Below are 25,666 nucleotides of genomic sequence, written 5' to 3'. Positions count from 1 at the left end.
GTTGGGAGTCCCGACCCGGTGGGGGTTGCTGGCCGGCGTCGCCACCGGGTCGGGGTTGAACATGTGTTGGTTGGACATCACGCCACCTCGTCGACCACGTCCGAGACGCTCAGCCGGGCCGGCAGCACTCGCAGCACCGTCCGGTCTTCTCGACGGCGCGCTCGACGTGCCCGCGTCTGGTCGGTGAACACCTGTGACACTCGCGCGGCCTCCCGCTGCTCAGCGGCGGCCCACTCGCGCTCGGCTTCCTCGATGAGCGTGTCGATCTCGGCGACTTCGGCCGCTGAGGCTTCGTCGCTCGCAACGGCGGCAATGTCGTCGTCCAGATGCGGCATCAGCGCCTGCGTGACGCGCTTGTCTGTGATCTTCAGGGAAAACATCGGTCTCCTCGGACGTAGTATCTGGACTAGGCCAGATTGGAATACTGGGACAGTAAGTAGTCCAGATGCACGTTGTCAAGGGTCTGGCCTAGGCCCAATGCCGGTCGTTTAGATCGCCAAGGGTCTGCTTGTGGATCTTGGTCGTGCCTGTTTCCGCTGGTCGCCGATCGTCGAGTTGATCTTGCACTGGCTTAAACGACCGGCATTGGGCCTAGGCCAGCTATGATCGAGGCGGTGAAAGGGGCCTAATGCCAGGTCGCAAGGACATCGCTGACGTGCTTCGAGACCGGATCAGAGCCGGTGACTATCCAGTCGGCAGCAAGATGCCGAGTACGCGGGAGATAACCGGCGAGCTTGGTGGTTCCCGTGCGACGACGAGCGCCGCCCTGCACCTGCTCGCGGACGAGGGCTTCTTGACTCTCAAGGACAAGAGCACCGCTGTCGTGCGCTCGCCGGAGGCGACGGGTGAAACGCCGGAGGCTCGTATCGCTGACGTGCGTGAGGAGCTGCTGGCGCTTCGCGATGACGTCGCCGAAGTGCAGCAGCGGCTCGACGAGGTGACCGATCGACTCGCGAACGCACTGGATCGGCTGAGGACCTGACTGGGCGAGTCGCGTCAGCCGGCGAGTCGCTGCACGAAGGTCCACAGTCCCTCGATCACGCCGACGAAGGCACCTCCGACCACCTTGAACATCGCTGCCGCCTCGCTCGGATGCCTCACCACGATCACGAGCACCACCAGGCCGACGAGCACGCAGATCAGCTTGGGGAGCACCTTGCCGCCGGTCGGCATCATCGGCGTCTGGGTCTTGGCCATGGCTTCCTCCTGGGCCTTCGTCTGGGGCGTTGTGTGCCATGGCTCTATGAAACCGCTGCCTGACCAGCGGAAACAGGGCACACTAGGGGGCACACTTGAGCACTCAGGGCACAGTCGGGGAGCGTGATGACGGGTAACGCACAGCTCGAGGCCCTGATGTCGACCGCAGGGTTCCTCCGGGAAGACGGCGCGGTCGGCCTGAAGGTGTTCGGCCGTGCGGTCAGCCGGCACGCTGGGCGCGACCTCAACCACACCTACGTCCGTCGCTGGCTCAGCGGCATGGTCCCGCGCGAGGAGAAGGTGCGCCGCGCCATCGCGCAGGCACTCGGCGAACGGCTCGGCCGGCAAGTCAGCCTCGACGAGATCGGATTCGGCAAGGCCAAGTCTGTGCCCGCTGACCTGGGTCTCTCCTATCCGGACAAGGCGTCAGACGGGATCACCGCAGTCACCGACCTGTGGCAAGCGGACCTCGCGGGCGTGCCGACGCTCATCACGGCCCCTGCGAACGTCGGGGCATGGAACGACGCGTCGCTGTCCTGGCTGGTGTCGGCCCGGCATGACGCGGCACAGAGCACGGGCAGTCGGCGGGTGGGGCCGGGCGACATCGCAGGCATCCACGACACGACCAACCTGTTCGATCACCTCGACGGCCAGCACGGCGGCGCGCACGCGCGAAGCGCGCTGATCCAGTTCCTGCGTACCGACCTGGCAGCCTTGCTGCACGGGACCTACAGCGACGAGATCGGCCGTGACCTGTACAAAGCCGCCGCGCAGGCGACCCTCCTGGGCGCATGGATGTCGTACGACGCTGGCCTTCACGGTCTGGCTCAGCGGTACTTCATCCAGGCTCTTCGACTCGCCGAGTCGACCGGTGACCGGCTTCTCGGCGCGAGCATCCTCGACGCGATGAGCCACCAGGCCAACTTCCTCGGGCGGTACCGCGAAGCGGCCAACCTTGCTCGCGCCGCTCGACTGGGGACGACCACGGCAGGCTCAGCGAGCGCGGCGGCGCATTTCTACGCGATGGAGGCCCGTGCCCTGGCGCGGCTCGGCGACGCGGCCGGATGCGACGAAGCGATGTCCGGCGCCGTCCGTGAATTTGAACGACGGAATGTCGACACCGACCCTGCCGAATGGTTTGAGTACTTCAACGACGCGGAACTAGCCGCCGAACTCGGCCATTGCAACCGCGACCTGGGCCGTGCCGTACACGCGAGTGCTTACGCGACGCAGTCACTAGGGCCGACTTCCAGCGGGTACGTTCGTAGCGATTTCTTCGCGACGATGGTCCTGGCTGACTCCTACCTTGAGCAGGGCGAGACTGAGGAGGCTTGCCGCATCGCGCTGAGCGCACTGACGATTGGTGAGCAACTCAAGTCAGCGCGATGCGGGGCGTACGTCAAAGAGTTTCGAGAACGGCTAACGCGCGTTGGCAACACAGCAACGGTCAGGGAGTTTGTGGAGCAAGCGTCAGCAACTCGCCTGTGGACTCCTCAGGATGCTAGAACGGCGCCCAATCACGGCGACTTCCGCCAGACCTGATCGACTCCACGCGCTTACGCACCTCTGCGGCCGCTTCCTCGTCGGCGCCAGCCTTTCCAGCGAGCCACAAGGTCATCGAGATCTCGCGGTAGCCGGCTAGGATGCGGTACCCAGGCCACGACATGATATCGAATCCGTACACCTCGACGAACGTCCTGTATTCGTCCTCCGTATGCCACCCGAAGCGCTCGTAAAACAGTGCCGTCTGAACCAGGTCCCATTCACGCGGACCGATCGCGAAATCATCGAGGTCGATCAGTACCGGCTCGCCGTCTCGACTCAGGATCACATTGCCGACGTTGGCGTCACCGTGAATCACACCGGGCGCCAGCGGGAAGTCCAATGTCTCGTATCGACTTCGCAGTTCGCCGATCAGCTCACGCAGAAAATCCGCGTCCGACTCGTCGAGGTTCGCCAGCACGGACAGTCGGCTATCCAAGTCGGCGAAGGGTTGCGCGGCCGGAAGCACGAAGTCACTCGGCGGATCGAGGTCGTGCAGTTGCCGTATCAGGTCGGCAACCTGCTGGATCGGCGCGTACTCCGCGGTCTCGGCCACGGATACCCAGAAGGTCGCCACATGACCATCTATGTCAACCGGCTGATCAACGTCGAGTGCCCGGGTGGCCGGGTAGCCGGCCTGCTCCAACCATCGCGCGACCTGGACTTGCCGCGTGACGTTCTCCACTGTGTCCACGTCGCGGCTTACCCGCACGATCACAGGTTCTGCCAGCCGGTATACGGCGTTCGAGCCCAGTCGGACGAGCTTCGCTCCTGTCGGGTCCGCTCCGACCTGCTCACAGGCTTTCGCCAGGACGCCGTACGCCGTGCTCTCGGTCAGAGCTGCTGCGCTGCTCAATGTCTACGGTCCCTTCGCTGTACCAGCTGTTGTCTAGTGTCCGCCAGAAGCCAACCCTCTGCCTCGCTGGCGTACCGAGGCACAGACGCACCGGTCGTGCGGTCGCCGGCGGTGCGGCGTGTTCGTGATCCGGAGGTGCGCGGGTCCACCCGAACCCTCACCCGAACATGTCTGGCCTCTTGCTCTCCGTCGGCGTGTCCTCCGGCGCGAATCGGGCCAGATAGTTGAGCAGGTCGCGGTACGCACAACCCACGAACAGGGCAAGGTGTTGGACCACGTCCGGCGCGACGTCGACGATCCCGTCGGGGTGTTCGTTGAGTAGGTTGCGTGCCCACTGCCGCATCGGCCGGTAGACGTCGCTGTATTCGCTGAGCAACGCTTGCAGGTCGATCCGGATGGTCATGTTCTGCAGGTGGATACGCGCTCGCTGGAGCGCCTGACGGTGCACCGACACCGAGTCGACCTCCAGACCCCAGCACACCTCGATGAATCGGAGCATGGTCAGGTGGCGGGTGCCGTGCTCGTAGCTGAGCAGCGTGCGGTCACCGATCCCGGACGGCAATCGAGTGATCAGTTGAGCCCGGGACAAACCGCGTTCTTCGCGTAGGCGCCTCAGCTCGGTGCCAATCGCCCGGCTGATGGCCCTCTCCGTCGCATCCCCGACGATGGGCTCCGACGCCCTCACTGGTCACCCTCATTGAGCCGCCGCTCGATGTCCTGCGCCTTGCGGATTTCTATCGCGGCACACTGCAACGTCTCATGCTTGTGCCGGGTGTCAACCGCAGCGGTCTGTGCATACACAGTCGCGCTGTGCCGGTGGAACTCCGCCCACATCAACGGGTCCGCATCGCGCGCCGGCCGCTGACGCCACAGCACCTCGTGCGCCTCCGCCAGTGTCGTTGGCCCATCAGGCTGTTTCTTCGCGGAGCCACCGTGTGGCAGCGTGACTGACACCGCGTCTCCTTCCATTGATCTTCTTTGTCTGATGTGGATGCGGTCCGCCTCCCAGGATGGAATGAGAGGCGGACCGCGCCCGATCACGCGCGATGTCGGGGAAGCACGCGCGACCGGGAGTTTCGAGGCCCCGTCTTGAGGGGGTCTCAAAACGGGGCCTGCCCGTGCACACGGCTGGTGGAGAACGGTCCACCTGGGGGTGAGGCCGTGCACACTGGGACAGTCCGCTCCCGAACTGGTAGCCGGGGAATCGAGAAGCGGACCGCACCCCAGCCGCGCGAGACAGGACAGCGTTCGCGGCCGGGAGACTCTTGATGGAGTGGCGTTTCTGGCCGACAGCAGCCAGGGCGTTGAGCAACCGCTTCCTGGCATCGAGGGCGACCAACGCGGCCGGAGCTAGCTCGGCGGTTGAGGCGCATTCATCGGTGGCCTGACAGTGAGGTGCGAGTTGCGCGGCATTCGTACACTTTCGGTCAGGCTGTTCCGAAGTTCGCGAGGAAGAGCACAGGCAGGCGGAGGCGACATCAAGGGCCGGTAGGTCCGCTCCTTGCCGCACTCGTCCCACGTGAGAGCGACCCGAAGCGTGTGGGCAGGCACTCCCGAACTCCACTCGGTAATGAACTCCGGAACAAACACGTCGTGGCATGGGGGCGTTCTGTAGGCCACGGCACCGTGCCGACGCACGAGCACGACGTCAGCGACGCCGTTGTCCCAGAAGAACGCGGCGCCACGCACCTCGGGCTCGGCGCCGGAACTGTGACCCCACTCGTACAACGTCCACCCGCGCTGAGTCATCTTGTCCAGCAGCAGGTGGATCTCCAGGTCTCCAACTTGCGGCGTGTTCATGACTTCTCCCTCGTGATCCCAGGGCCGGTGGGGCAGCAGAGAGGCACTCGTTAACCGTCGAATCGCGGAGCACCTCTCAGGTCGAACCGGGCGTGCCCCACCGGCAAACAGGAAACTACACCGGAATTTCTGGTTGGAGTTGGCGAACGGTAAAGTTGCACCGAACGGAGTACGTGGGGTGCACAGGGAGTGAGCATCACGGGAGGATGTCGGCCATGACCAAAGCGGACGAGGGCGACGAGGACCCCGGCGCGCAAGCGGACCTCGGGTCGTTCGTGCAACGGATCTTGCTGGGCGCCCGGCTACGTGCTGCCCGCGAGTCCATCGAGCTGAGCAGTACGGAGGCGACAAAGGCGCTCGGGTGGTACGCGGGCAAGCTGTCCAAGATCGAACAGGGCGACGTCCCGACGAGTGACAAAGATCTCGCGGCAGCCATCCGTGCCTTCAAGATCGAGCCAAAGGAGGCCGGCGATCTGCAACGGCTCGCGAGTCTCGCCCGGCGGAAGCTGCCGCCGAGCCGGGTTGCGGAGTGGGCGGCCAAGTACGTGCACCTGGTCGCGGCGGCGCGCGAACTGAAGTTGTGGAACGCCGACGCGTTCCCGGGCACGGTGCAGACGGCTGACTACGCACGCGCCCAGCTGGAGCGCGTGGTCACCGTACGGCCGGCCGACGTGGAGCCGATGGCGCAGGACCGCGCGAAGCGAGTCGAGCGCCTACGGGCGCCGGGCGCTCCGCGGTTGTGGCTGGTTGTCGGGGAGGAAGCGCTGCACCGCGCGATCGGCGGCGCCGAGATCTTGCGTGGACAGCTCGAACAGGTGCGCGATCTCGCCGAACTGGAGAACGTATCCGTCCAGGTCATGCCGTTCGAAGCCGGCGCGCACGCATCCCACGGCGTGTCGTTCTCGATCGTCAACCTGATGGAAGGTCGATCAGGGCTCGTGTACGTAGCCGGTCCGACTACCTCGGCCGGGAGCACGTACGCGTGTATGACCTGGTCTTCGACAAGCTACGGGCCGACGCGCTCAGCACGCAGGGGACAATTGAGCTGATCAACCGTCGGATCGCTGAGCTGTAGGAGTCCCCCCGATGCAAACCCCCATCCCCATCACCAACAACGCACAGTGGCGAAAGAGCACGTGGAGTGATCAGGGAGAGAACTGCGTAGAGGTGTGGCGTGACTCTCAGGTCGCCGCCGTGCGCGACTCCAAGAACACGGCTGGCCCCATGCTGAACTTGCCCGTGTCTGCCCTAGTCAACCTTCTCGGCATCGTCGCAGAGTAAAACACCAGAAGCGAGGGCTCCCGGGATTCAAAGACATTCCCGGGGGCCTTCTTATGAGCAAAGCATCCACCACTAGCAAGGCACACAACCAATGACAATCACTCGACTCTACATGCCTTAAATAGCACGACGTCGCATTGGAAAAGAAATGATCGCCGCCACACCCCCAACCGGGCCAGCAGCCAGCATGACTCCAAGGGCCCAAGCCAACAGCGGTCTAGCGACAAACACCTCGTTCTGCCGCAAAGCCTCGACACAACTTACAGATCCAGAAAGTGTGCGCTTTGAATCCTCTTGACAGTATGCGATCTCATCGGGACTCACAGGCGCATCGGGTCGCGTCACGATGTCAACCACAAATAGCGCAGCACCAATAATTAAGAGTGCTCCCATCAAGGCATACACCCCCTTCGATACCCGACTTCTCGTCCGATGAACGTCCTCCGGAATGAGTTCGTCACGAACAACGTCGATATCCACAAGCGGGGATTCAATTCTGGGAGACCTTGAGCCAGAGACCAAAGCTGTCACCTCCCAAGACTTCTTCCTTTTCAGGAGAGAAGGCATAAATTCGACAACGCCAGCCGACCCTATGGCGCCGATGCGAGCATTCGGCGTGGCGTCGGAGCCTGACGACTCTAGCAGCCCATACATCTTGCAACCCAGGTCGACTTTGAGGGGTTGCCCGTTGTCGAAATGCACACTCGTAAGGTCCCGTTGCCCCACATTGGTAAGCTTGATAGTCACAACATATGGATCGGGGACTTCAACATCTCGATAAGAAATCTTCAGCTGGTCACTCGCCCCATCCCTGGTCAGCAAACGAGTGCACTCGTACTCAAGTCGAAGCTTCCCTCGCAGCGTCCCCCACCGCCTGGTGAAGATTGCCGAGGCGACAATGGCCACCACGCCAATCGCAACACCGGCAACTGCGATCACGTCGCTCCAAGTCCAGGTCATGGGATCTATTATGACGGCCCATTGCCAATCTTGAGAGACCACCGCTAACACAGTGCGCACCGAGATGACAGGCGCACCAGGTGTCCGGCGGCGTCAACCACGGGTGACGCACCTGCCACAGTGTCACTCGATAGGCTTTGACCTGCAGAAATAGGTGTGTCACCTGAGTGACACCCACAAGCCGCACTCGCCTCTCACACTCTCTCTATGTCACATGAGTCCTCCTCAGCGGCTGGACCATTGTTAGGTGCGCATCACTGGGAGATTGCCAGCAGGAGCAGAATAGGCTGATGTCACCCGCCAAGTTCCGGTGACGCAACCACGTCTGGAACAACCGGAACCTTTCGTCACACGCGAGAAGCCCTACAGCAACACTCGGACGCCCACCGTGGCGACACTCACCGCCAGACAGACTCGCGTGACCTGTACCGCATCAGCCGCAGAGATCGAACGATAGGTAGGCCGTATACGGCCAAGCGGCGACAGAGTGGTCCGATCCATCGACCCGTGCGCTTGGGAGCCCAGACATCGCCTGATCGTGCTCATGGTCCAGCCGCTTCAAGGCGCATCGCGCCGAACACATACCGAGCAGCGTCTAGCGGCAACAAGTACTCGCCCCATCCTGAGATGTGCCCCCCATGTGCCCCCAACTGGCCGTAGTTGACCAGTGAGAGCCGGACACAGTCGGACAGACGACAAACGGCCCGCTGACCTGTTTTCGCAGGTCACGGGCCGTTTTGGCTGCTGGTGGCGGGTGAAGGGTTCGAACCTTCGTAGCTTGCGCGACAGATTTACAGTCTGCTCCCTTTGACCGCTCGGGCAACCCGCCGGGAGTGTCCGTTCTGGCTGGACGGCCGAAACCTTACCCAACGCCCCTGCGGGGCTGCCAACCGGTATCCCCCACAGCGGTAGGCTCGCCCGAGTACCCGGTAGGCACGGCCCGAGAGGTGAGACTGGTGGCGGATCCGTCCTTCGACGTGGTGAGCAAGGTTGACCGGCAGGAGGTCGACAACGCGCTCAACCAGGCGAGTAAGGAGCTGACCACGCGGTTTGACTTCCGTGGGACGGGCGCCTCCGTCAAGTGGTCCGGTGAGGAGGCCATCACCATCGAGGCGGAGACCGAGGAGCGGTGTAAGGCCGCCATCGACGTCTTCAAGGACAAGCTGGTCAAGCGGCAGATCTCGCTCAAGGCGTTCGAGGTGGGTGAGCCCGCCGTGTCCGGTAAGACCTACAAGGTGACCGGGCAGATCGTGCAGGGGATCTCGTCGGAGAACGCCAAGAAGATCGCCAAGAAGATCCGGGACGAGGCGCCCAAGGGCGTTCAGGCCCAGATCCAGGGCGACCAGCTGCGGGTCACCGGCAAGAAGAAGGACCATCTGCAGGACGTCATCCAGCTGCTCAAGGCCGCCGACTTCGGTGTCGCCCTCCAGTTCACCAACTACCGGTGAAGGGCATCGTCCTCGCGGGGGGCAGCGGGACTCGGCTGCACCCGATCACGCAGGCGGTCTCCAAGCAGCTTCTGCCGGTCTACGACAAGCCGATGATCTACTACCCGCTGTCGGTGCTCATGCTGGCCGGTATCCGGGACATCCTGATCATCACCACACCGCAGGACATGCCCAGCTTTCAGCGGCTCCTCGGCAGCGGCAACCAGTGGGGCATCGAGCTCTCCTACGCCGAGCAGCCTCAGCCGAACGGGCTCGCGGAGGCGTTCATCATCGGGGAGAGCTTCGTCGGTGGTGACGACGTGGCGCTGGTGCTTGGTGACAACATCTTCTTCGGGGCCGACTTCTCCGCGGTCATGCACGAGCACGTCGAGGGGCTCGACGGGGCTGTGTTGTTCGGTTATCCGGTGAAGGATCCGCATCGCTACGGCGTCGGTGAGGTTGACGAGACCGGGCGCCTGCTCACTATCGAGGAGAAGCCGGCCAAGCCCAAGTCCAACCGTGCGATCACGGGGCTGTACTTCTACGACAACGACGTGGTCGAGATCGCCAAGGGGCTGCGGCCTTCGGCTCGCGGCGAGCTTGAGATCACTGACGTGAACATGACGTATCTCAGGCAGGGGCGTGCCCGGTTGCTGGACCTGGGCCGCGGCTTCGCCTGGCTGGACACCGGGACGCATGACTCGTTGCTGGAGGCTGGGCAGTTCGTCCAGGTGCTCGAGCACCGGACCGGGGTGCGTATCGCCTGTCTCGAGGAGATCGCCATGGACGGTGGTTTCATCAGCCCGGACGACTGCTACGGGCTCGGTAGCAAGCTTGCCAAGTCCGGCTATGGCGACTACGTGATGGAGGTCGCCCTCGCGGCGGGTGCCACCGGCTGACTCGTTCCTGTCACCTGCAGAGGCCCGGCTTCCTCGTGGACGCCGGGCCTTTGTCCTGACCTCGGGGAATCGCGGCCGACTTTGCCGCCGTAGTGTGATTTTGGTAACGCTCGACGACGTCTTGCCGACTATCCTGGCATCCACTCGGGAGGTCGTTATGGACATTGCCGAACGTACTCAGGCATTGGCGCTCAAGATCCGGAAGCAGAAGGCCGCCATCGAGACCGAGGAGGCGACCAAGAACGCCTTCGTCATGCCGTTCATCAGTACGGTGCTCGGTTATGACGTCTTCAACCCCGCCGAGGTGATTCCCGAGTTCACCGCCGACGTGGGGACCAAGAAGGGCGAGAAGATCGACTACGCCGTCGCGCACGACGGGAAGATCCAGCTGCTCGTCGAGGTCAAGAAGGTCAACGATCCGCTGAAGATCGAGCATGCGTCTCAGCTCTTCCGCTATTTCGCGGTGACCTACGCGCGGATCGCCATTCTCACCAACGGCGAGGTCTACCAGTTCTACACCGACCTCGACGCGCCCAACCGGATGGATGCCAAGCCCTTCCTGGTGCTCGACTTCTCCGCCCTCGACGAGACACTGCTGCCCGAGCTGGCGAAGCTCACCAAGGAGTCGTTCGACCTGGACTCGGTGATCAGCGCGGCCGGGGAGCTGAAGTACATCGGGCAGCTCAAGCGGGTGCTCGCCGCGCAGTTCAAGGAACCCGAGGACGAGTGGGTCCGGTTCCTCACCACCCGCGTCTACGAGGGGTCGTTCACGCAGCGCGTGCGCGAACAGTTCGTCCCGCTCGTCACCAAGGCCACGCGGCAGTTCCTGAACGAGCAGGTCAACGACCGTCTCAAGAACGCGCTCGGTGGGCCCGACTCCTACGTCAGCGTCTCCAAGGACGCCGTTGAGGACACCGCCGCGCCCGACGAGCCCGCTGCCGAGCCCGTCGGTGACATCATCACCACCGACGAGGAGATCGAGGGTTACCGGATCGTTCGGGCCATTGTGTGCAGTGAGGTGCCGGTCTCGCGGATCGTCGCGCGTGACACCAAGACCTACTGCGGCATTCTGCTCGATGACAACAACCGCAAGCCCATCGCTCGGCTCTGGCTCAACCGGTCCAGGAAGTATCTTGGTGTGTTCGACGAACACAAGGTCGAGACGCGTATTCCTATCGACGATGTGCAGGACATTTATCGGCATGCCGAGTATCTGCGGAAGACCGTGACCAGGTATCTCACCAAAGGGGCCACCGAGGAAACAGTTGCCGCTGACGGGCCCGTGCTCGCCGTGTGACCGTCTACCGCAGGTCGTTGCGGCGGGCCATTTCTTCCAGGCGGTGGATTCTGTCCGGGATCGGTGGGTGGGTCGAGAACAGGCGGGCCATGTGCTCGCCTGGGCGGAACGGGTTCGCGATCATCAGGTGCGACTGGGAGACCACCTGGGGCTCCGGTGCCAACGGCGCCCTTGCCGTGCCGGTCTCCAGCTTGCGCAGGGCCGACGCCAGCGCCAGGGGGTCGCCCGTCAGCTGTGCACCCGACTCGTCGGCCTGGTACTCACGCGACCGGCTCACCGCCATCTGGACTATCCCGGCCGCCACCGGACCCAGGATCGCCAGCAACAGCATCGCCAGTGGGTTCGGGCGGTCGTCGTCACCGCCGCCGAACAGGCCCGCGAAGATCGCCAGGTTGGCCAGGACGCTCACCACGCTCGCCAGCGCGCCTGCCACGCACGAGATCAGGATGTCGCGGTTGTACACGTGGGACAGTTCGTGGCCCAGCACCGCACGCAGTTCGCGTTCGTCCAGTAGTTCCAGGATGCCCGTTGTGCAGCAGACGGCCGCGTTGCGTGGGTTCCTCCCCGTCGCGAACGCGTTCGGGGCCATTGTCGGGCTGATGAAGAGCCTTGGCATCGGCTGGCGGGCGGAGGTCGCCAGCTCGCGGACTATCCGGTACATCGCGGGCTGTTCCGCCTGCGACACCGCTCTGGCGCGCATCGCACGCAGCGCCAGCTTGTCCGAGCTGAAGTACGCGTACCCGTTCATGAACAGTGCGATCGCGAGGCCGATGAACAACGCACCGCGGCCGAACAGTCCGCTGATCAGGATGATCAGCGCGCTCATGCCGCCCAGCAGCAGCGCCGTCTTCAGTCCGTTGTAGTGCCTGTGCACCTTGCGCCTCCGTGACGTCTCTCCCGCCCGGACAAACGGAGAACCATGGTCGGAAGTTCCCGTGGCGCGGCGAATCCGCAGGTCAGTTGCCTGTTTCGCCTCTTCGCCAGTACGTCGTCGGGCGGACCCCCGCGCGGTCGTGGCCTCGGTCGGACAGCAGGTGGCGTCGCAGCGCGACCATCGAGGACCGCTCCCCCGCCAGCCACGCGTCCACGCGTCCGGACGGTAGGTCGGCCGCCGCCACGGCCCTCGCGAGCAGGTCGTCGGTGCCGTCGCGGTGTAGCCACGTGACGTGCGCGCCCGGGGGCAACGGCTGTTCGTCCGTCGCGTCCGTCACCTCGACGAACACGTGGACCGGCACGTCGTCACGCAGCTCGCGCAGGATGGCCGTGATCGCCGGGAGCGCGGTCTCGTCGCCTGCCAGCAGGTGCCAGTCGGCGGTGTGGTCGGGCTGGTAGGCCGGTGAGGGGCCGACGAAGATCAGGTGGTCGCCCGGTGCGGCCTGCTTCGCCCAGTCGGAGGCCGGGCCCGCGTCGGAGTGCAGGACGAAGTCGAAGTCGATCTCACAGGTCTCCCTGTCGTATCGGCTCACGGTGTAGGTCCTGGTCAGCGGCCTGACCTGGGACCACATGCCGCGTGCCGACTCGAGAGTCAGCGGTTCGGGTAGTTCGACATCGTCTGGGTAGAAGTAGAGCATCACGTTCTGGTCGGTGCCCGCTGCGGCGAAGTCGGCGAGGTCCGGGCCGCCGACGGTGACCCTCGTCATGCGAGGCGTCAGCCGTGCCACCCGCAGGACCGGGACCCGCCACAACTTGGTCTGCTGCCGGCGCGAACGCCTGCTCACGGTCGTGTTCATCGCGCCCATCCTCTCACCGTCCTAATGTCGATCTCATGATCGAGGGGTTGGGGGCACAGGCACGCCGCCTTGCGGCCGGGGAGACGACGTCGGTCGAGCTGACGCGTGCGGCGCTGGACCTGGCGGCGGACACGCAGCCGACGCTCAACGCGTTCCGCCGCCTGCGCCGTGGCGCCGCGCTGGTGGAGGCCAAGGCCGCGGACAGCGCCTTGCCGCAGGCGAGCGCCGTCCGCTGCTCGGGGTGCCTGTGGCGATCAAGGACGACATGGACCTGGCCGGGGAGCCGACGGCGTTCGGCTGTGCCGGCGAGTACCCGGCCGCCGACGAGGACAGCGTCCTGGTGCGACAGTTGCGTGTGGCCGGTGCGGTGATCATCGGGAAGACCAACACGCCGGAGTTCGGGTTGTGGCCGGTCACCGAGGGGTCGGCGTTCGGGGTGACGCGCAATCCGTGGCACCTCGGGCACACCCCGGGTGGGTCGTCCGGCGGGTCGGCGGCCGCGGTGGCTGCGGGGGTCGTCGCGGCGGCTGTCGGGTCGGACGGGGCGGGCTCGATCCGCATTCCGGCGGCGTGGACGCATCTGGTGGGCATCAAGCCGGGGCGTGGCACGCTGCCCGGGCCGGAGGCGTTCAACGGGATCACCGAGTGGGGGCCCCTGGCTCGGACGACGGTCGATGCCGCCTTGCTGCTGGACGTGCTCGCTGGTGGATCGCGGTTCGTGGCCGCGGCTGGGCGTTCTCCTGGCCGGTTGCGGGTCGGGTTGTCGTTGCGGCCCGCGTTCATGGGTGGCGTGCGGGTTCGGCTCGATCCGGCGGTTCGTGCGGCGGTGGTCGGTGTGGCGCGGCGGTTGCACGGGCTGGGGCACGAGGTGGTGGTCGCCGAGCCGAGTTTCGGGCTGTTGGCGTTGAGTTTTCTGCCTCGGTCGCTGGCGGGGGTCGAGGCGTGGTGTGTGGCGGCGCCGGACCGGTCGCTGCTGGATCCACGGACGAGTGAGACGGGCCGGCTGGGGGCCCGGCTCGCGGGGCGCGCGCTGCGGTGGTCGACGGCGTCGCTCGACCACTACCGGCGGCGGGTCGGGCGTGTGTTCGACCGGGTCGATGTGGTGCTGGCGCCCACGACCGCGACGCCGCCGCTGCCGGTCGGGGCGATCGACGGCCTGTCCGGGTGGCGCACGGATCGTGCGGTGATGGCGGCTTGTCCTTATGCGTGGCCGTGGAACGCGTTGGGGTGGCCGGAAGTGAACGTGCCTGCGGGGATTACGGCGGGTGGTCTGCCGGTGGGTGCGCAGCTGTTGGGGCCTGCCGGGGGTGAGGAGGTGCTGATCTCGCTCGCCGCGCAGTTGGAGTCGGAGCTGCGGTGGTCGGAGCTGGTCCCTGGTGGCCGCTCGTCATCGATCGGCTGATTCGTACCGGGATGGGTTACATCGTCCTGCCGGGAAACTCAGAATGACCTCATGACGGAGACGCCACCGAAGTCGCGTTCTCCGGGGACGTCGGTGGACGAGCGGCGGGTGCTCAGGGGGACGGAGGCGGCTGCGGCTCGGACCGAGGACGCCCTGCGGCAGAGCTGGTGGAGCTTCGCCGCGAAGTGCGTGCGTTGGCCGAGCGACAACGCCCTGGTCACTGACACCACAGACGGCTCGGCCAGCGCCGGTTTTCCGAAGCCGCGGATGGGCGGCGTTCGGGCCTGACGCTGGCCGAGGAGTTCTGTGGCGGGGTCAGTCGCGGATCTCCAGGGTGCAGCACTTGGGACCGCCGCCGGACTTTCGGAGTTCGGCGATGTCCACGAAGGTCGGCTCGTAGCCCTCGGCTATCAGGTTGGCCGCCAGGTGTGTCGCCTCCATCGGGATGACGACGTTGCGGCCGTCCGAGACGCCGTTCAGGCCCAGGCACTCGGCGTCTGCCTCGTTGGCTATCACCGCGGTGGGGAACAGGCGGGCCAGAACCCGCCGCGAACCCGGTGAGAACGCCTCCGGGTAGTACGCCACGTGGGCCGGGCGGGTGGGAGACGCCTCCTGGAGTACGAACAGCGCCGTGTCCAGGTGGTAGTAGCGCGGGTCCATGAGCTGCAGCGACACCACCGGCACCCCCAGCACCTCCTGCGCCTCCCCGTGGGCGGCCGGGTCCGTGCGGAAGCCCGTGCCTGCCAGCAGGAACTCGCCCGTCCACGCGAAGTCGCCTTCCGCCTCGTTGATGGCGGTCGGCATGACCACGTCCTGGTAGCCGTGGTCCAGGAACCAGCGGCGGTAGTGGTCGGCCTCGGCGGTGCGCTGCCTGGCTCGGAACCTCGCACCCAGCACCCGCCCATGAACGACGGTGCCGGAGTTGGCCGCGAAGACCATGTCCGGCAGGCCCGCCACTGGACGGATTGTTTCGACCCGGTGACCGAGGCGGCGGAAACTGTCCGCAAGCTCGGTCCACTCCTTGACGGCCAGCTCGGCGCTGACCGGTTCGTCCGGGTTCATCCACGGGTTGATCGAGTACTCCACGGCGAAGTACCTCGGCTCGCACATCAGGTAGCGGCGCGGTGTGGCTGTGCGCCCGGGGCTGCCCGTCATGATTCCAATGTAAGTGCACGGATCACCGGCGATCAATGTCGCACTAGTGCACTTCAAGCGGCAGAATGTTGCGTGTGGACGTCATAGATCAGCGAATCATTTCGCAGCTTGTGTCGGACGCCCGTCGTAGCTACTCGGAGATCGGGAAGGTCGTCGGGCTGTCCGCGCCCGCGGTCAAACGGCGGGTCGACCGGTTGCTCGAGGCGGGCATCCTCAAGGGGTTCACCGCCGTGGTCGATCCCGAGGCCCTCGGCTGGGGCACGGAGGCGTTCGTCGAGGTCCACTGCATGGGAAACGTGACACCCGAGCGGATCCGGGCCCGGCTCCTTCCCCTCCCGGAGGTGGTCGCCGCCTACACCGTCTCCGGCGCCGCCGACGCGATCGTCCACCTGCGGGCGGGCAGCATCCACCACCTCGAGGACGCGCTCGAACGGCTCCGCGCCGTCGACATGATCGACCGGACGGTGTCGACCGTGGTGCTGTCCACACTGTTGGAGCGACCACCGGCCCCGGAGGTCACCGGGGCTTAGGGTCCTGCCATGAGTGTTTCGCTTGAGCGGCGTGACGGGGTCGGGGTCATCACGATCGACCTGCCGGAACGCCGGAACTCGCTGACCATCGACATGTCCGCCCAGCTCGCCGGGCACGTGGCCGCCTGCGAGGGCGACCAGGACGTCGCCACGATCGTGGTGACCGGGGCGCCGCCCGCGTTCTGCGCCGGCGCCGACCTCACCGCGCTCGGCGAGGCACGCGAGGAGGGTCTTCGGGCCATCTACGCGGGGTTCCTCGCCGTCGCGAAGTCCACGCTGCCCACCATCGCCGCCGTCAACGGTGCCGCCGTCGGGGCCGGGCTGAACCTGGCGCTCGCCTGTGACGTGCGGCTGGCCGGACCGCGGGCGAAGTTCGACACGCGGTTCCTCCAGCTCGGGCTCCACCCGGGTGGCGGCATGACCTGGATGGCACAGCGGCTGGTCGGGCCACAGACCGCAGCCGCCATGACCCTGTTCGGCGAGGTCCTCGACGCCGAGGAGGCCGTGCGGACCGGGCTCGCGCTCCGCGTGGTCGACGACGTCGTCGCCGCGGCGGTCGAGCTGGCCCAGCCTGCCGTCAAGGCACCTCGGGAGCTCGTCCTCTCCACCAAGCGCTCGCTGCGGACCACCGCGGCCCAGGACCGGCACGACGACGCCATCGAGACCGAGCTCGTCGCGCAGCTGGCGTCCATGGCAACACCGGAGTTCGCCGAGCTGATCGCCGCGATGCGTGCTCGGATATCCCGCAACGCGTGACAGGCCTCCCAGAATCTGGGAACCGGCACTGTGACGTCCACCGCGAATACCCTGAGCACAAAGGAAACCGTTGGTAAGGCGCGGCTACCCTTGGGCAGAGGCACGTAGCCGTGCGAGAGAGGGACCAGCAGAGCTATGAGCACCAGCGTCAACGGAGGCGGCAGAGCCACCAAGGTCACCAAGCTTGACCGGGTGGTGATCAGGTTCGCCGGTGACTCGGGTGACGGGATGCAGCTCACGGGCGACCGGTTCACCTCCGAGTCGGCGGCCTTCGGCAACGACCTCGCGACCTTGCCCAACTTCCCCGCCGAGATCCGCGCACCAGCAGGCACCCTGCCGGGCGTGTCGTCGTTCCAGCTGCACTTCGCGGACTACGACATCCTGACCCCCGGCGACCGGCCCGACGTCCTCGTCGCCATGAACCCGGCCGCGCTCAAGGCCAACATCGGCGACCTGCCCGTCGGCGGCACGGTCATCGTCAACACCGACGAGTTCTCCAAGCGCAACCTCACCAAGGTCGGCTACGACGCCGACCCGCTGCAGGACGACTCGCTGTCCAGCTTCCAGGTCCACCAGGTCGCCATGGCCACCCTCACGCAGGGCGCGCTCGACGGCACCGGGCTCTCGAAGAAGGACGCCGAGCGCTGCAAGAACATGTTCGCGCTCGGGCTGCTGTCGTGGATGTACGGGCGGCCCACCGAGGGCACCGAGCGGTTCCTGCGGGAGAAGTTCGCCCGCAAGCCCGACATCGCCGAGGCCAACGTGCTGGCGTTCCGGGCCGGTTACAACTACGGCGAGACCACCGAGGCGTTCGCGGTCACCTTCGAGGTGCCGCCCGCCGAGTTCCCGCCGGGCACGTACCGGCAGATCACCGGCAACGCCGCGCTCGCGTACGGGATCGTGGCCGCGGGCCAGGTGTCCGGGCTGCCCGTGTTCCTGGGCAGCTACCCGATCACGCCCGCGTCGGACATCCTCCACGAGCTGTCCAAGCACAAGAACTTCAACGTCACCACCATGCAGGCCGAGGACGAGATCGCCGGTGTCGGCGCCGCACTCGGCGCCGCCTACGGCGGGTCGCTCGGGGTCACCACGACCTCCGGGCCCGGCATCGCACTGAAGGCCGAGACCATCGGCCTCGCGGTCATGTCGGAGCTGCCGCTGCTGGTCATCGACGTCCAGCGCGGTGGCCCCTCGACCGGCCTGCCGACCAAGACCGAGCAGGCCGACCTGCTGCAGGCCATGTTCGGCCGCAACGGCGAGTCGCCGGTGCCGATCATCGCGCCCAACTCCCCCGGTGACTGCTTCGGCGCGGCCATCGAGGCGACGCGGATCGCACTGCACTACCGGACGCCGGTGCTGCTGCTGTCGGACGGCGCCATCGCGAACGGCTCCGAGCCGTGGCTCGTCCCGCAGGCCGCGGACCTGCCCGACCTGCGGGTACGGTTCGCGACCGAGCCGAACGCGCTCGACGGCAGCGACGAGCACTGGCCCTACGTCCGTGACACCGAGACCCTCGCCAGGGAGTGGGCCATCCCCGGCACGCCCGGCCTGCAGCACCGCATCGGCGGCCTGGAGAAGGCCGACGGCAAGGGCAACATCTCCTACGACCCCGACAACCACGACCGCATGGTGCGGCTGCGCCAGGCGAAGGTGGACGGCATCACCGTGCCGGACCTCGAGGTCGACGACCCGACCGGCGACGCACGGGTGCTGGTGCTCGGCTGGGGCTCCAGCTACGGACCCATCGGCGCGGGCTGCCGGCGCGTCCGGGGTCAGGGCATGGCGATCGCGCAGGCACACCTGCGCAACCTCAACCCGTTCCCGAAGAACCTGGGTGAGGTGCTGCGCCGGTACGACCGGGTCGTGGTGCCCGAGATGAACCTGGGACAGCTGGCGTTGCTGCTGCGTGGCAAGTACCTCGTCGACGTGCGGTCCTACACCAAGGTGGCCGGCCTGCCGTTCAAGGCGGAGGAGCTGCAGCACGTCTTCACCGAGCATGTTGAAGGGGTTGGCGCATGACCGCGGTCGATCTGGGGCTTCCTTCGTTGGGTGGGCTCGACCTGGTGCCCACCGACGACGCGCCGCAGAAGGCGAAGGACTTCAAGTCGGACCAGGAGGTCCGCTGGTGCCCCGGCTGCGGGGACTACGTCGTCCTCAACGCCATGCAGTCCTTCCTGCCGAGCCTGGGCCTCAAACGCGAGAACATCGTGTTCATCTCCGGAATCGGCTGCTCCTCCCGATTCCCCTACTACATGAACACCTACGGCATGCACTCCATCCACGGACGTGCCCCCGCCATCGCCACCGGACTCGCCGTGACCCGACCCGACCTGTCCGTGTGGGTCGTCACCGGCGACGGCGACGCGCTCTCCATCGGCGGCAACCACCTCATCCACGCGCTGCGCCGCAACGTCAACCTCAAGATCCTGCTCTTCAACAACCGCATCTACGGCCTCACCAAGGGCCAGTACTCGCCGACCTCCGAAACGGGCAAACTCACCAAGTCCACCCCCATGGGGTCACTGGACCACCCGTTCAACCCGCTCTCACTCGCCATCGGCGCCGAAGCCACCTTCGTCGCACGCACCCTCGACAACGACCGCGCGCAGCTCACCGACATCCTCACCGCCGCCGCCCAACACCGCGGCTCGGCACTCGTGGAGATCTACCAGAACTGCCCGATCTTCAACGACGGCGCCTTCGACGTCCTCAAGGACACCGGCGAGAAGGAACAGCGCCTGATCCCGCTGGAGGACGGCAAGCCGATCCGCTTCGGGCCGGAGGGTGAGTTCGGGGTCGTGCGGTCGGCGTGGGGCGGCCTGGAGGTCGCGAAGGTGGCCGAGGCGGGCGAGGAGCGGCTCGTGGTGCACGACGCCACGATCGAGGACCCGTCGTACGCGTTCGCGCTGTCGCGGCTGTCGACCCAGGACCTGTCCCACACGGTCACCGGCATCTACCGGAACGTGAACCGGCCGACCTACGACGACCAGGCACGGGCGCAGGTGGCCGCCGCGTCGGAGACCAAGCCCGCGAACCTGCAGGCGCTGCTGAACGGCAACGACACCTGGACGGTCGGCTGAACAAGCCGAGGACACGTCGACGGCCCCGGGAGATCCTCCCGGGGCCGTTCTCGTGTCGCTACTTCTTCGTCGCCGCGCGCTTCTTGTGGTCCCACGCCTGGAAGCCCGCGCCCTCGGCGTCGGCCTCGGTCTTGAACCAGACGTCGGCCTTCGTACGGGTGAAGTACGGGGACTTCGCGGTGTGGAAGAGCTTCGACGACGTCTTGCCCTTGACCGTGAAGTCGGCGGAGGGCGCGGAGCCGTCGGCGGCGGGTTTGCCGGAGCCGGGACCGTAGGGCCCTTCCGCCTGCAGCTCGGCGGTGATGCCCTCGACGTCGAGGGTGCTGATCGCCGGGTCGCTGCTCTCGCGCCGGACCTCGGCGGCGGGCTCGGCGACCGGTTCCTGCACCTCCGCGACCGGTTCCACCGGCGGGGCGTCGGCGACCGGGGTGTCGGTGACGGGCTCGACGGGCGGGGCGTCGGGCTCGCTGACCGGGACGACGACCTCGCTGGCGGTGGGCTCGTCCGCGATGATCGGGGTTTCGGTGGCGACCGGCTCCGCGGTGGTGACCGGTTCCTCGGCCGGGGCGGGCTCGGTCGCCGCCACGACGGTCGGAGCGGCGGTACCGGCGGGCGTCTCGCTCGTCGGCTCGTCCGCCACGGTCGGCTCGGCGGCGGTCGAGGTGGGCTCCTCGGTCGTCGCCGGCCCGTCGGCCTCGGTGGTGGCTTTCGCCGAAGCCTTGTCGATAGTCGTCGGGGTAGCTGCGTCCCCTTCAGCGGTCTTGCCTCCGAAAGCCGACTTCAGCTTGCCGACCAGTTGCTGCAACCAACTCACGGCGTCTGCCTCCTCGCGGATATGACGCGGTAACGATCACCGGTAGGCGTGAACAATAGGGCAAGCGGAATGTCGACTGGTGACCGGCCGTCAAGTCGGTGTCAAGAAGATCATCCGACCGGACGGAAGCCCACCCTTTCGGCCTCCGCCGCACTACGGAACCAAACCTCCGCCACGGTACGCCCGAACTGCGTCGATTCCGGTGTGCAGTACCGCAGTGCTGCCACGCTTGCCTTGATGGTGAACTCAGGTGACGGGGACGCGCCACCCGGGAGCGGCATCGCCGAGCCGGGTCCGAACGGGCCGCGGCCGGGACCGCTGCCCTGCCGCAGGCGGTGCGGGGGCGGCGGGGTGGACGTGCCCTCGTCCTCGGCCGGGACGATCGGCTCGAAGAGCGACCGCTGCGGGTCCGGCTGGTCGCCGACCGCCACCGCCGAGGGCTCCGGCGTGGATGACGGCTGCACACCGAACGGGACCTGATGCCTCGGCTTGCTCGGCACGCGCTTGGGCAGCGCGACGGGCGTCGGATCGACGCGCACGGACACCCCCTGCGAGATGCGGTTCTGCTGTGGCACGCGCTTCGGCAGGTTGCCGGACCGCGTGGTCTCCGCCGGCTTCTCCTCCGTCGCCGACGTCATGGAGGAGACGATCTCCGTCTGCTCCGCGGGTGACTCCGCCGGGTAGCCGGCGCTCTCGGCGGCCTGCTCCAGCTTGGCGAAACGACCGGAGGACTCGCCCCGCCCGAACCGCCTGCCGAGGGACTCCTGCTCGCCGAACCCCTCGGACGACTCCGGCTCCGTGAACCCTCGGGCCGCCTCGTTCCGCAGGGCACGCCGCCCGGAAGGCGTGGGCTCCTCGGGCTCTTCCGAGGGCTTCGACTCGGCCAGCGCCGCGATCGTCTCGGGGCGCAGTGCCCGCCGCCCGGTGGACTCGGGCTCGGTGAACCCCTCCTGCGGCTCCTGCTCAGCGGACTCGCCGTCGGACGCCGGCTCGCTGAACCGGTCCTCGGACTGCGGCTGGGCGATCGCGGCGGCCGTCTCGGGCCGCAGTGCCCGCTTGCCGGAGGACTCGGGCTCGGTGAACTCCGGCGAGTTCTCCGTGAAGAAGCGTCCCGACGACTCCGGCTCGGTGAACCGGTCCGCCGAGCCCGACTCGGTGAACCCGCTGGGGGCGGTCTCGGAGGTGCGCTCGGCCCTGGCGTCCTCTTCCGGCTCCTCGGCCAGGTCGTCGACGAGGCTGTCGGACTCGGCGCGAGCCAGCTCCGCCTTGCCGGACTCGTCGATCCGGCGGATCAGCTCACCGGGGATCGGGTGCGTGCGCTGGGTGAAGACGGTGCCGCCCGAGTCGTCCTCGATGGCCGGTCGCTCGTCGTCGTCCGAGAAGGGGTCGTCGTCCGAGAAGGGGTCGTCGACGACGAGCCGCGAGTCGTAGGACTCGGGCTCCTCGACCAGCTGGTGGCGGTTGCGCGGGACCGCGGCCTGCTCCTCGGGTGCCTTGTTGGCCGCGTCACCGTCGAGTTCGTCGTCGAACCAGCTTCGGTTGGCGGGCGGCGGCGACATGGCGGGCACCTCGGGCGGTGCCGAGAGGTTGCCAGCGGACACGTCGAGGTACTGGGTGGCTATGCCGGGGCGGCCCTGCTCGGCACCTGAAGCAGGCGGTGCGTCGAGCTCCGGGTCACGCAGCGGCTCGGGAGGCAGCGGCGCGAAGTCGCGGTTGGGCTCGGGCTCGGCGTAGGCGGCGAGGCGGTCGCGCTCGGGAGGCAGCGGCGGCGGGGTGTCCCGCAGCCCGTACGCGCGAGTGCGGTAGTCGTCCTGGTCGCGGTCGCCCATGCCGGGCGCGAACGTGCTCTCGACGTCGCTGTGGCGGTCGGGCTCGAAGCGCTCCGGGATGGACTGACGGCGTGCTCGCGTGGCGAGCTGGGCTTCCAGCTCACCGACGCGGCCTCGGGCCGGCCGGGCCACCAGCAACCAGCAGAGCAGTGCTCCGAGCAGGAAGGCCAGCAAGCTCCACAACCAGACCTGCCCAAAGATCGGCATCGATCGAACTCCCTCCGCGCGACGCGCGAACACACAAGCAGGGTGGGTGTCAGGTTACTGCGGCGGGTACGTGCGTAAGCACCACCCGGTCCATTTGGCAAGCCCGACACGCACCGTTGTCGCCTATCGTGTACGGGCCACCACATAGCGCGCCAGCATGTCGAGGGCATCACGCGCTGAGCAGGGCGGAAGCACCTCGAGCTCGGCACGCGCCCGATCGGCGTAGTCACCGAGCGTGCGCGCCGCCTGTTCGAGTCCCGGTGACTTACGCAACAGGGTGAGTGCCTCCTCGACCGCGTCGTCGTCGGTGATCGGACCGGCGAGCAGCTCCGCGAGCCGTGGGTCTGGGTCCTGCGCGAGCGCGTAGTGCATCGGCAGGGTCTTGACGCCCTCGCGGAGGTCCGTGCCCGGGGTCTTGCCGGACTCGTCGGCCGGAGAGGCGATGTCGATGACGTCGTCGGAGATCTGGAACGCGGCGCCGATGATGTCGCCGAACCGGTACAGCGCCTCGGTGTGCTCGGGAGCGGCGCCGGAGAACATGCCGCCGTAGCGCCCGGCCGTGGCGATGAGCGACCCGGTCTTCTGCCCGATGACGTCGAGGTAGTGCCGGACGGGGTCGTCGCCCTCCTGCGGGCCGACGGTCTCGCGCATCTGCCCCGTGACCAGCTTCCCCATGGTCTCGGCGATGATCCGCGCCGCGTCACTGCCCAGCTCGGCGACCAGCCCTGACGCGTGGGCGAAGAGGAAGTCGCCGGTGAGGATGGCGATGGTGTTGTCCCAGCGGGCGTTGATGCTCGACACCCCGCGCCGCATGGTGGCCTCGTCCATGACGTCGTCGTGGTAGAGCGTGGCCAGGTGCACCAGCTCCACCGCGGCTGCGGCCGTGACGACCTCGTCGGTGTTGCCGCCGGCGAACTGCGCGGACAGGAGCGTGAAGAGGGGACGGAACCGCTTGCCACCGGCCTTGACCAGGTGTGTCGCCGCCTGGTCGACGAACTCGACGTCACTGCGGACGACCCTGGTCAGGACCTCCTCGACCCTGACCAGGCCGCTGGTGATCGTCTCGACCAGCGCCGGGTCGGCCGTGTCGAGACCGAGCGACGCCGGTAGCCGCGGCACGGTCTGGTCAGCTGTCACTCGGCATCCGCTCCCCAACTTGGAATCCCTGGCTACAGCGTAATGTCCAGCGGTTTCACGTACTCCACGAGTGGCTGTGACACGGGTGACGGTGAGGGAGACCCCGCACAGACCGGCGCCCGCCTCCGGTGGGAGACGGGCGCCGGCGGGAGAAGCGGTCAGCGGATGGCGAAGGTGCCGCCACTCGCCCAGTCGAGCGCGAAGGCCGGGACGATGCCCAGCAGCAGCGTGATGACCACGCCGAGGGTGATGGCCGCGGTCGTGAAGGCACCGGGCACCGTCACGGACGGGCCGTCCGCCGCGGGCTCGCTGAAGTACATCAGCACGATCACCCGCAGGTAGAAGAACGCCGCCACCGCCGAGGCCACGAGAGCGACCACGACCAGCGGGGCCATGCCGTTCGACAGGGCCGCGGAGAAGACCACGAACTTGCCGATGAAGCCCGAGGTCAGCGGGATTCCCGCCAGCGCGAGCAACAGGAACGTGAAGACCGCCGCCACCAGTGGTGAGCGCTTCGCCAGGCCGGCCCACTGCGACAGGTGCGTTGCCTCGCCGTCCGCGTTGCGGACCAGGGAGATCACACCGAACGCCGCGACCGTGGTGAAGCCGTAGGCCAGCAGGTAGAACAGCGTCGAGGACACGCCGTCCGGGGTCAGCACGATCGCGCCGATCAGCAGGAAGCCCGCGTGTGCGATGGACGAGTACGCGATCATGCGCTTGATGTCGGTCTGGGTCAGGCCCAGCACGGCACCGATGACCATCGACACGATCGCGACGCCCCACAGGACGCCTCGCCACTCCCATTGGGTGGACTCGAGTCCCACGGACAGGACGCGCAGGATGCCACCGAAGGCCGCCACCTTCGTGCAGGCCGCCATGAAGGCCGTGATCGGTGTCGGGGCACCCTGGTAGACGTCCGGGGTCCACGCGTGGAACGGACCGACCGAGCCCTTGAACAGCAGGCCGACGATCAGCAGCGCCATACCACCGAACAGCAGCGTGTCCGAGCGGTCCGAGCCGGCCGCCGCGTTCGAGATGGCCGACAGGCTCACCGAGCCCGCGTAGCCGTACAGCAGCGCCAGGCCGTACAGGAAGAACGCCGACGCGAAGGCACCGAGCAGGAAGTACTTCACCGCCGCTTCCTGGGACAGCAGGCGACGGCGACGCGCCAGACCACACATCAGGTACAGCGGGAGGCTCAGGACCTCGAGCGCGACGAACATCGTCAGCAGGTCGTTCGCCGCGCAGAAGGTCATCATGCCGCCCAGCGCGAACAGCGTGAGCGGGAAGACCTCGGTCTGCATGCCGTAGCGGGCCGCGTCACTGCGTGCCGGGTGGGCACCGAGGCGCTGCTCGCGGTCCTGGATCGTGCCGGGGCGGATGGCCGCCGTCGCCACGAAGGCACCACCCGGTTCCACCGAGCGGTCCGCGATCATCAGCACCGCCCCGAGCGACAGGGCGAGCAGGGTGCCCCACAGGAACAGGGCCGGACGGTCGACGGAGATGGCGTTCGAGAACGTCGTCTCGCCGCCCGAGGGAGCGTCGGACAGGTAGAGGGCCAGTGCGACGCCGGAGCCGACCAACGCGAGCAGCGTCAGGAACACCTGCGCCGACCAGCGCTGGTGCTTCGGCAGGAACGCCTCGAACAGCACCCCGACGCACGCCGCGCCCAGGATGATCAAGACCGGCAGGACCGCCGGGTAGTTGATCGGCGCCAGCGTTTCCTTCGCCGGCGGGTCCTGGGCGAGGTAGAGAAGCGCGGACAAC

At 67.1% G+C, this 25,666-nt stretch carries 27 protein-coding genes and 1 tRNA gene; 13 read left to right on the top strand and 15 right to left on the bottom strand.

Annotated elements, in window-relative coordinates; genetic code table 11:
* Nucleotides 1-77: 77 nt before the first annotated feature.
* A complete protein-coding gene (locus CLV71_RS30070) occupies nt 78-380 on the bottom strand; it encodes a hypothetical protein (RefSeq protein WP_133906239.1) in 303 nt (100 codons plus the stop codon).
* A gap of 248 nt (nt 381-628) precedes the next feature.
* On the opposite strand from CLV71_RS30070, the gene CLV71_RS30065 reads away from it, so the two are divergent.
* Nucleotides 629-982: a GntR family transcriptional regulator gene (locus CLV71_RS30065; protein WP_133906238.1), complete on the top strand. Its 354-nt coding sequence runs from the start codon at nt 629-631 to the stop codon at nt 980-982.
* Between the two features lie 14 nt (nt 983-996).
* On the opposite strand, the gene CLV71_RS30060 is transcribed toward CLV71_RS30065, so the two are convergent.
* Nucleotides 997-1,197 (bottom strand): hypothetical protein, encoded by a 201-nt coding sequence (locus CLV71_RS30060; RefSeq protein ID WP_133906237.1) that lies wholly within the window; start codon nt 1,195-1,197, stop codon nt 997-999.
* 126 nt (nt 1,198-1,323) lie between these two features.
* Here CLV71_RS30060 and CLV71_RS30055 point away from each other — a divergent pair, with 126 nt between their 5' ends.
* The gene (locus CLV71_RS30055) at nt 1,324-2,739 is read left to right on the top strand and encodes an NsdA family TPR-like regulatory protein (RefSeq protein ID WP_133906346.1); all 1,416 of its coding nucleotides are present in this window, start codon (nt 1,324-1,326) and stop codon (nt 2,737-2,739) included.
* On the opposite strand, the gene CLV71_RS30050 is transcribed toward CLV71_RS30055, so the two are convergent.
* The 4 genes from CLV71_RS30050 to CLV71_RS30035 form a co-directional block, all read right to left on the bottom strand.
* A complete protein-coding gene (locus CLV71_RS30050) occupies nt 2,699-3,595 on the bottom strand; it encodes a phosphotransferase family protein (RefSeq protein WP_133906236.1) in 897 nt (298 codons plus the stop codon). The two genes, CLV71_RS30055 and CLV71_RS30050, sit on opposite strands and share 41 nt — an antisense overlap.
* 157 nt (nt 3,596-3,752) lie before the next feature.
* The gene (locus CLV71_RS30045) at nt 3,753-4,280 is read right to left on the bottom strand and encodes a helix-turn-helix domain-containing protein (RefSeq protein WP_133906235.1); all 528 of its coding nucleotides are present in this window, start codon (nt 4,278-4,280) and stop codon (nt 3,753-3,755) included.
* Entirely contained in the window at nt 4,277-4,549 is a 273-nt protein-coding gene (locus CLV71_RS30040; protein ID WP_133906234.1) for an AMED_5909 family protein, read from the bottom strand. The genes CLV71_RS30045 and CLV71_RS30040 overlap by 4 nt, the downstream gene beginning before the upstream one ends.
* 396 nt (nt 4,550-4,945) lie before the next feature.
* The gene (locus CLV71_RS30035) at nt 4,946-5,395 is read right to left on the bottom strand and encodes a hypothetical protein (protein WP_133906233.1); all 450 of its coding nucleotides are present in this window, start codon (nt 5,393-5,395) and stop codon (nt 4,946-4,948) included.
* 215 nt (nt 5,396-5,610) lie between these two features.
* Here CLV71_RS30035 and CLV71_RS30030 point away from each other — a divergent pair, with 215 nt between their 5' ends.
* A complete protein-coding gene (locus tag CLV71_RS30030; protein ID WP_166664310.1) occupies nt 5,611-6,444 on the top strand; it encodes a helix-turn-helix domain-containing protein in 834 nt (277 codons plus the stop codon).
* Between the two features lie 37 nt (nt 6,445-6,481).
* Nucleotides 6,482-6,676, top strand: a complete 195-nt coding sequence (locus CLV71_RS30025) for a DUF397 domain-containing protein (protein WP_133906231.1) — start codon at nt 6,482-6,484, stop codon at nt 6,674-6,676.
* A 117-nt stretch (nt 6,677-6,793) separates the two neighbouring features.
* Here CLV71_RS30025 and CLV71_RS30020 read toward each other — a convergent pair whose 3' ends face one another.
* Both CLV71_RS30020 and CLV71_RS30015 read right to left on the bottom strand, forming a co-directional pair.
* The gene (locus tag CLV71_RS30020; protein ID WP_133906230.1) at nt 6,794-7,636 is read right to left on the bottom strand and encodes a hypothetical protein; all 843 of its coding nucleotides are present in this window, start codon (nt 7,634-7,636) and stop codon (nt 6,794-6,796) included.
* 745 nt (nt 7,637-8,381) lie between these two features.
* Nucleotides 8,382-8,465: transfer RNA gene (locus CLV71_RS30015), tRNA-Tyr, on the bottom strand.
* Nucleotides 8,466-8,592: 127 nt separating this feature from the next.
* Here CLV71_RS30015 and CLV71_RS30010 point away from each other — a divergent pair.
* The 3 genes from CLV71_RS30010 (at nt 8,593) to CLV71_RS30000 (ending at nt 11,259) form a co-directional block, all read left to right on the top strand.
* The gene (locus CLV71_RS30010; protein ID WP_166664309.1) at nt 8,593-9,084 is read left to right on the top strand and encodes a YajQ family cyclic di-GMP-binding protein; all 492 of its coding nucleotides are present in this window, start codon (nt 8,593-8,595) and stop codon (nt 9,082-9,084) included.
* Nucleotides 9,081-9,962, top strand: coding sequence for a glucose-1-phosphate thymidylyltransferase RfbA (rfbA, locus tag CLV71_RS30005; RefSeq protein ID WP_133906228.1), 882 nt, complete (start codon nt 9,081-9,083; stop codon nt 9,960-9,962). Before CLV71_RS30010 ends, rfbA begins: the two co-directional genes overlap by 4 nt.
* A gap of 100 nt (nt 9,963-10,062) precedes the next feature.
* Nucleotides 10,063-11,259 carry a type I restriction endonuclease gene (locus tag CLV71_RS30000; protein WP_424923919.1) on the top strand — a complete coding sequence of 399 codons (1,197 nt, stop codon included), beginning with the start codon at nt 10,063-10,065 and terminating at the stop codon, nt 11,257-11,259.
* 4 nt (nt 11,260-11,263) lie between these two features.
* Here CLV71_RS30000 and htpX read toward each other — a convergent pair whose 3' ends face one another.
* Both htpX and CLV71_RS29990 read right to left on the bottom strand, forming a co-directional pair.
* On the bottom strand, nt 11,264-12,133 hold the full coding sequence (htpX, locus tag CLV71_RS29995) for a zinc metalloprotease HtpX (RefSeq protein WP_133906227.1): 870 nt from the start codon (nt 12,131-12,133) through the stop codon (nt 11,264-11,266).
* An 82-nt stretch (nt 12,134-12,215) separates the two neighbouring features.
* Nucleotides 12,216-12,989 carry a siderophore-interacting protein gene (locus CLV71_RS29990; protein WP_166664308.1) on the bottom strand — a complete coding sequence of 258 codons (774 nt, stop codon included), beginning with the start codon at nt 12,987-12,989 and terminating at the stop codon, nt 12,216-12,218.
* Between the two features lie 241 nt (nt 12,990-13,230).
* On the opposite strand from CLV71_RS29990, the gene CLV71_RS29985 reads away from it, so the two are divergent.
* Together CLV71_RS29985 and CLV71_RS29980 are read left to right on the top strand one after the other, a co-directional pair.
* Nucleotides 13,231-14,391: an amidase gene (locus CLV71_RS29985; protein WP_481734477.1), complete on the top strand. Its 1,161-nt coding sequence runs from the start codon at nt 13,231-13,233 to the stop codon at nt 14,389-14,391.
* A 51-nt stretch (nt 14,392-14,442) separates the two neighbouring features.
* Complete coding sequence (locus CLV71_RS29980) at nt 14,443-14,679, top strand: hypothetical protein (RefSeq protein ID WP_133906225.1); 237 nt, start codon at nt 14,443-14,445, stop codon at nt 14,677-14,679.
* Nucleotides 14,680-14,706: 27 nt separating this feature from the next.
* On the opposite strand, the gene ddaH is transcribed toward CLV71_RS29980, so the two are convergent.
* A complete protein-coding gene (ddaH, locus tag CLV71_RS29975; protein ID WP_243866796.1) occupies nt 14,707-15,546 on the bottom strand; it encodes a dimethylargininase in 840 nt (279 codons plus the stop codon).
* A 74-nt stretch (nt 15,547-15,620) separates the two neighbouring features.
* Between ddaH and CLV71_RS29970 the strand changes: the two genes are divergently transcribed.
* The 4 genes from CLV71_RS29970 (at nt 15,621) to CLV71_RS29955 (ending at nt 19,912) form a co-directional block, all read left to right on the top strand.
* Nucleotides 15,621-16,076 carry an Lrp/AsnC family transcriptional regulator gene (locus CLV71_RS29970; RefSeq protein ID WP_133906224.1) on the top strand — a complete coding sequence of 152 codons (456 nt, stop codon included), beginning with the start codon at nt 15,621-15,623 and terminating at the stop codon, nt 16,074-16,076.
* Between the two features lie 9 nt (nt 16,077-16,085).
* Nucleotides 16,086-16,832, top strand: coding sequence for an enoyl-CoA hydratase (locus CLV71_RS29965; RefSeq protein WP_133906223.1), 747 nt, complete (start codon nt 16,086-16,088; stop codon nt 16,830-16,832).
* A gap of 135 nt (nt 16,833-16,967) precedes the next feature.
* On the top strand, nt 16,968-18,851 hold the full coding sequence (locus tag CLV71_RS29960) for a 2-oxoacid:acceptor oxidoreductase subunit alpha (RefSeq protein ID WP_133906222.1): 1,884 nt from the start codon (nt 16,968-16,970) through the stop codon (nt 18,849-18,851).
* Entirely contained in the window at nt 18,848-19,912 is a 1,065-nt protein-coding gene (locus tag CLV71_RS29955; RefSeq protein ID WP_133906221.1) for a 2-oxoacid:ferredoxin oxidoreductase subunit beta, read from the top strand. The genes CLV71_RS29960 and CLV71_RS29955 overlap by 4 nt, the downstream gene beginning before the upstream one ends.
* 58 nt (nt 19,913-19,970) lie before the next feature.
* Here CLV71_RS29955 and CLV71_RS29950 read toward each other — a convergent pair whose 3' ends face one another.
* The 4 genes from CLV71_RS29950 to nuoN all read right to left on the bottom strand — a co-directional run bounded on the left by CLV71_RS29950 (nt 19,971) and on the right by nuoN (nt 25,665).
* Nucleotides 19,971-20,726, bottom strand: a complete 756-nt coding sequence (locus CLV71_RS29950) for a sunset domain-containing protein (RefSeq protein WP_133906220.1) — start codon at nt 20,724-20,726, stop codon at nt 19,971-19,973.
* Nucleotides 20,727-20,836: 110 nt separating this feature from the next.
* Entirely contained in the window at nt 20,837-22,762 is a 1,926-nt protein-coding gene (locus CLV71_RS48750; protein ID WP_208297812.1) for a sunset domain-containing protein, read from the bottom strand.
* A 123-nt stretch (nt 22,763-22,885) separates the two neighbouring features.
* Nucleotides 22,886-23,899 carry a polyprenyl synthetase family protein gene (locus tag CLV71_RS29940; RefSeq protein ID WP_133906219.1) on the bottom strand — a complete coding sequence of 338 codons (1,014 nt, stop codon included), beginning with the start codon at nt 23,897-23,899 and terminating at the stop codon, nt 22,886-22,888.
* Between the two features lie 158 nt (nt 23,900-24,057).
* Nucleotides 24,058-25,665 (bottom strand): NADH-quinone oxidoreductase subunit NuoN, encoded by a 1,608-nt coding sequence (nuoN, locus tag CLV71_RS29935; RefSeq protein ID WP_133906218.1) that lies wholly within the window; start codon nt 25,663-25,665, stop codon nt 24,058-24,060.
* Between the last annotated feature and the right edge of the window lies 1 nt (nt 25,666).

Source organism: Actinophytocola oryzae, from assembly GCF_004364325.1.
GTDB classification, from domain to species: domain Bacteria; phylum Actinomycetota; class Actinomycetes; order Mycobacteriales; family Pseudonocardiaceae; genus Actinophytocola; species Actinophytocola oryzae.
Note: the sequence above shows the minus strand (reverse complement) of the source record. Positions and strands in the feature narration are given on the sequence as shown.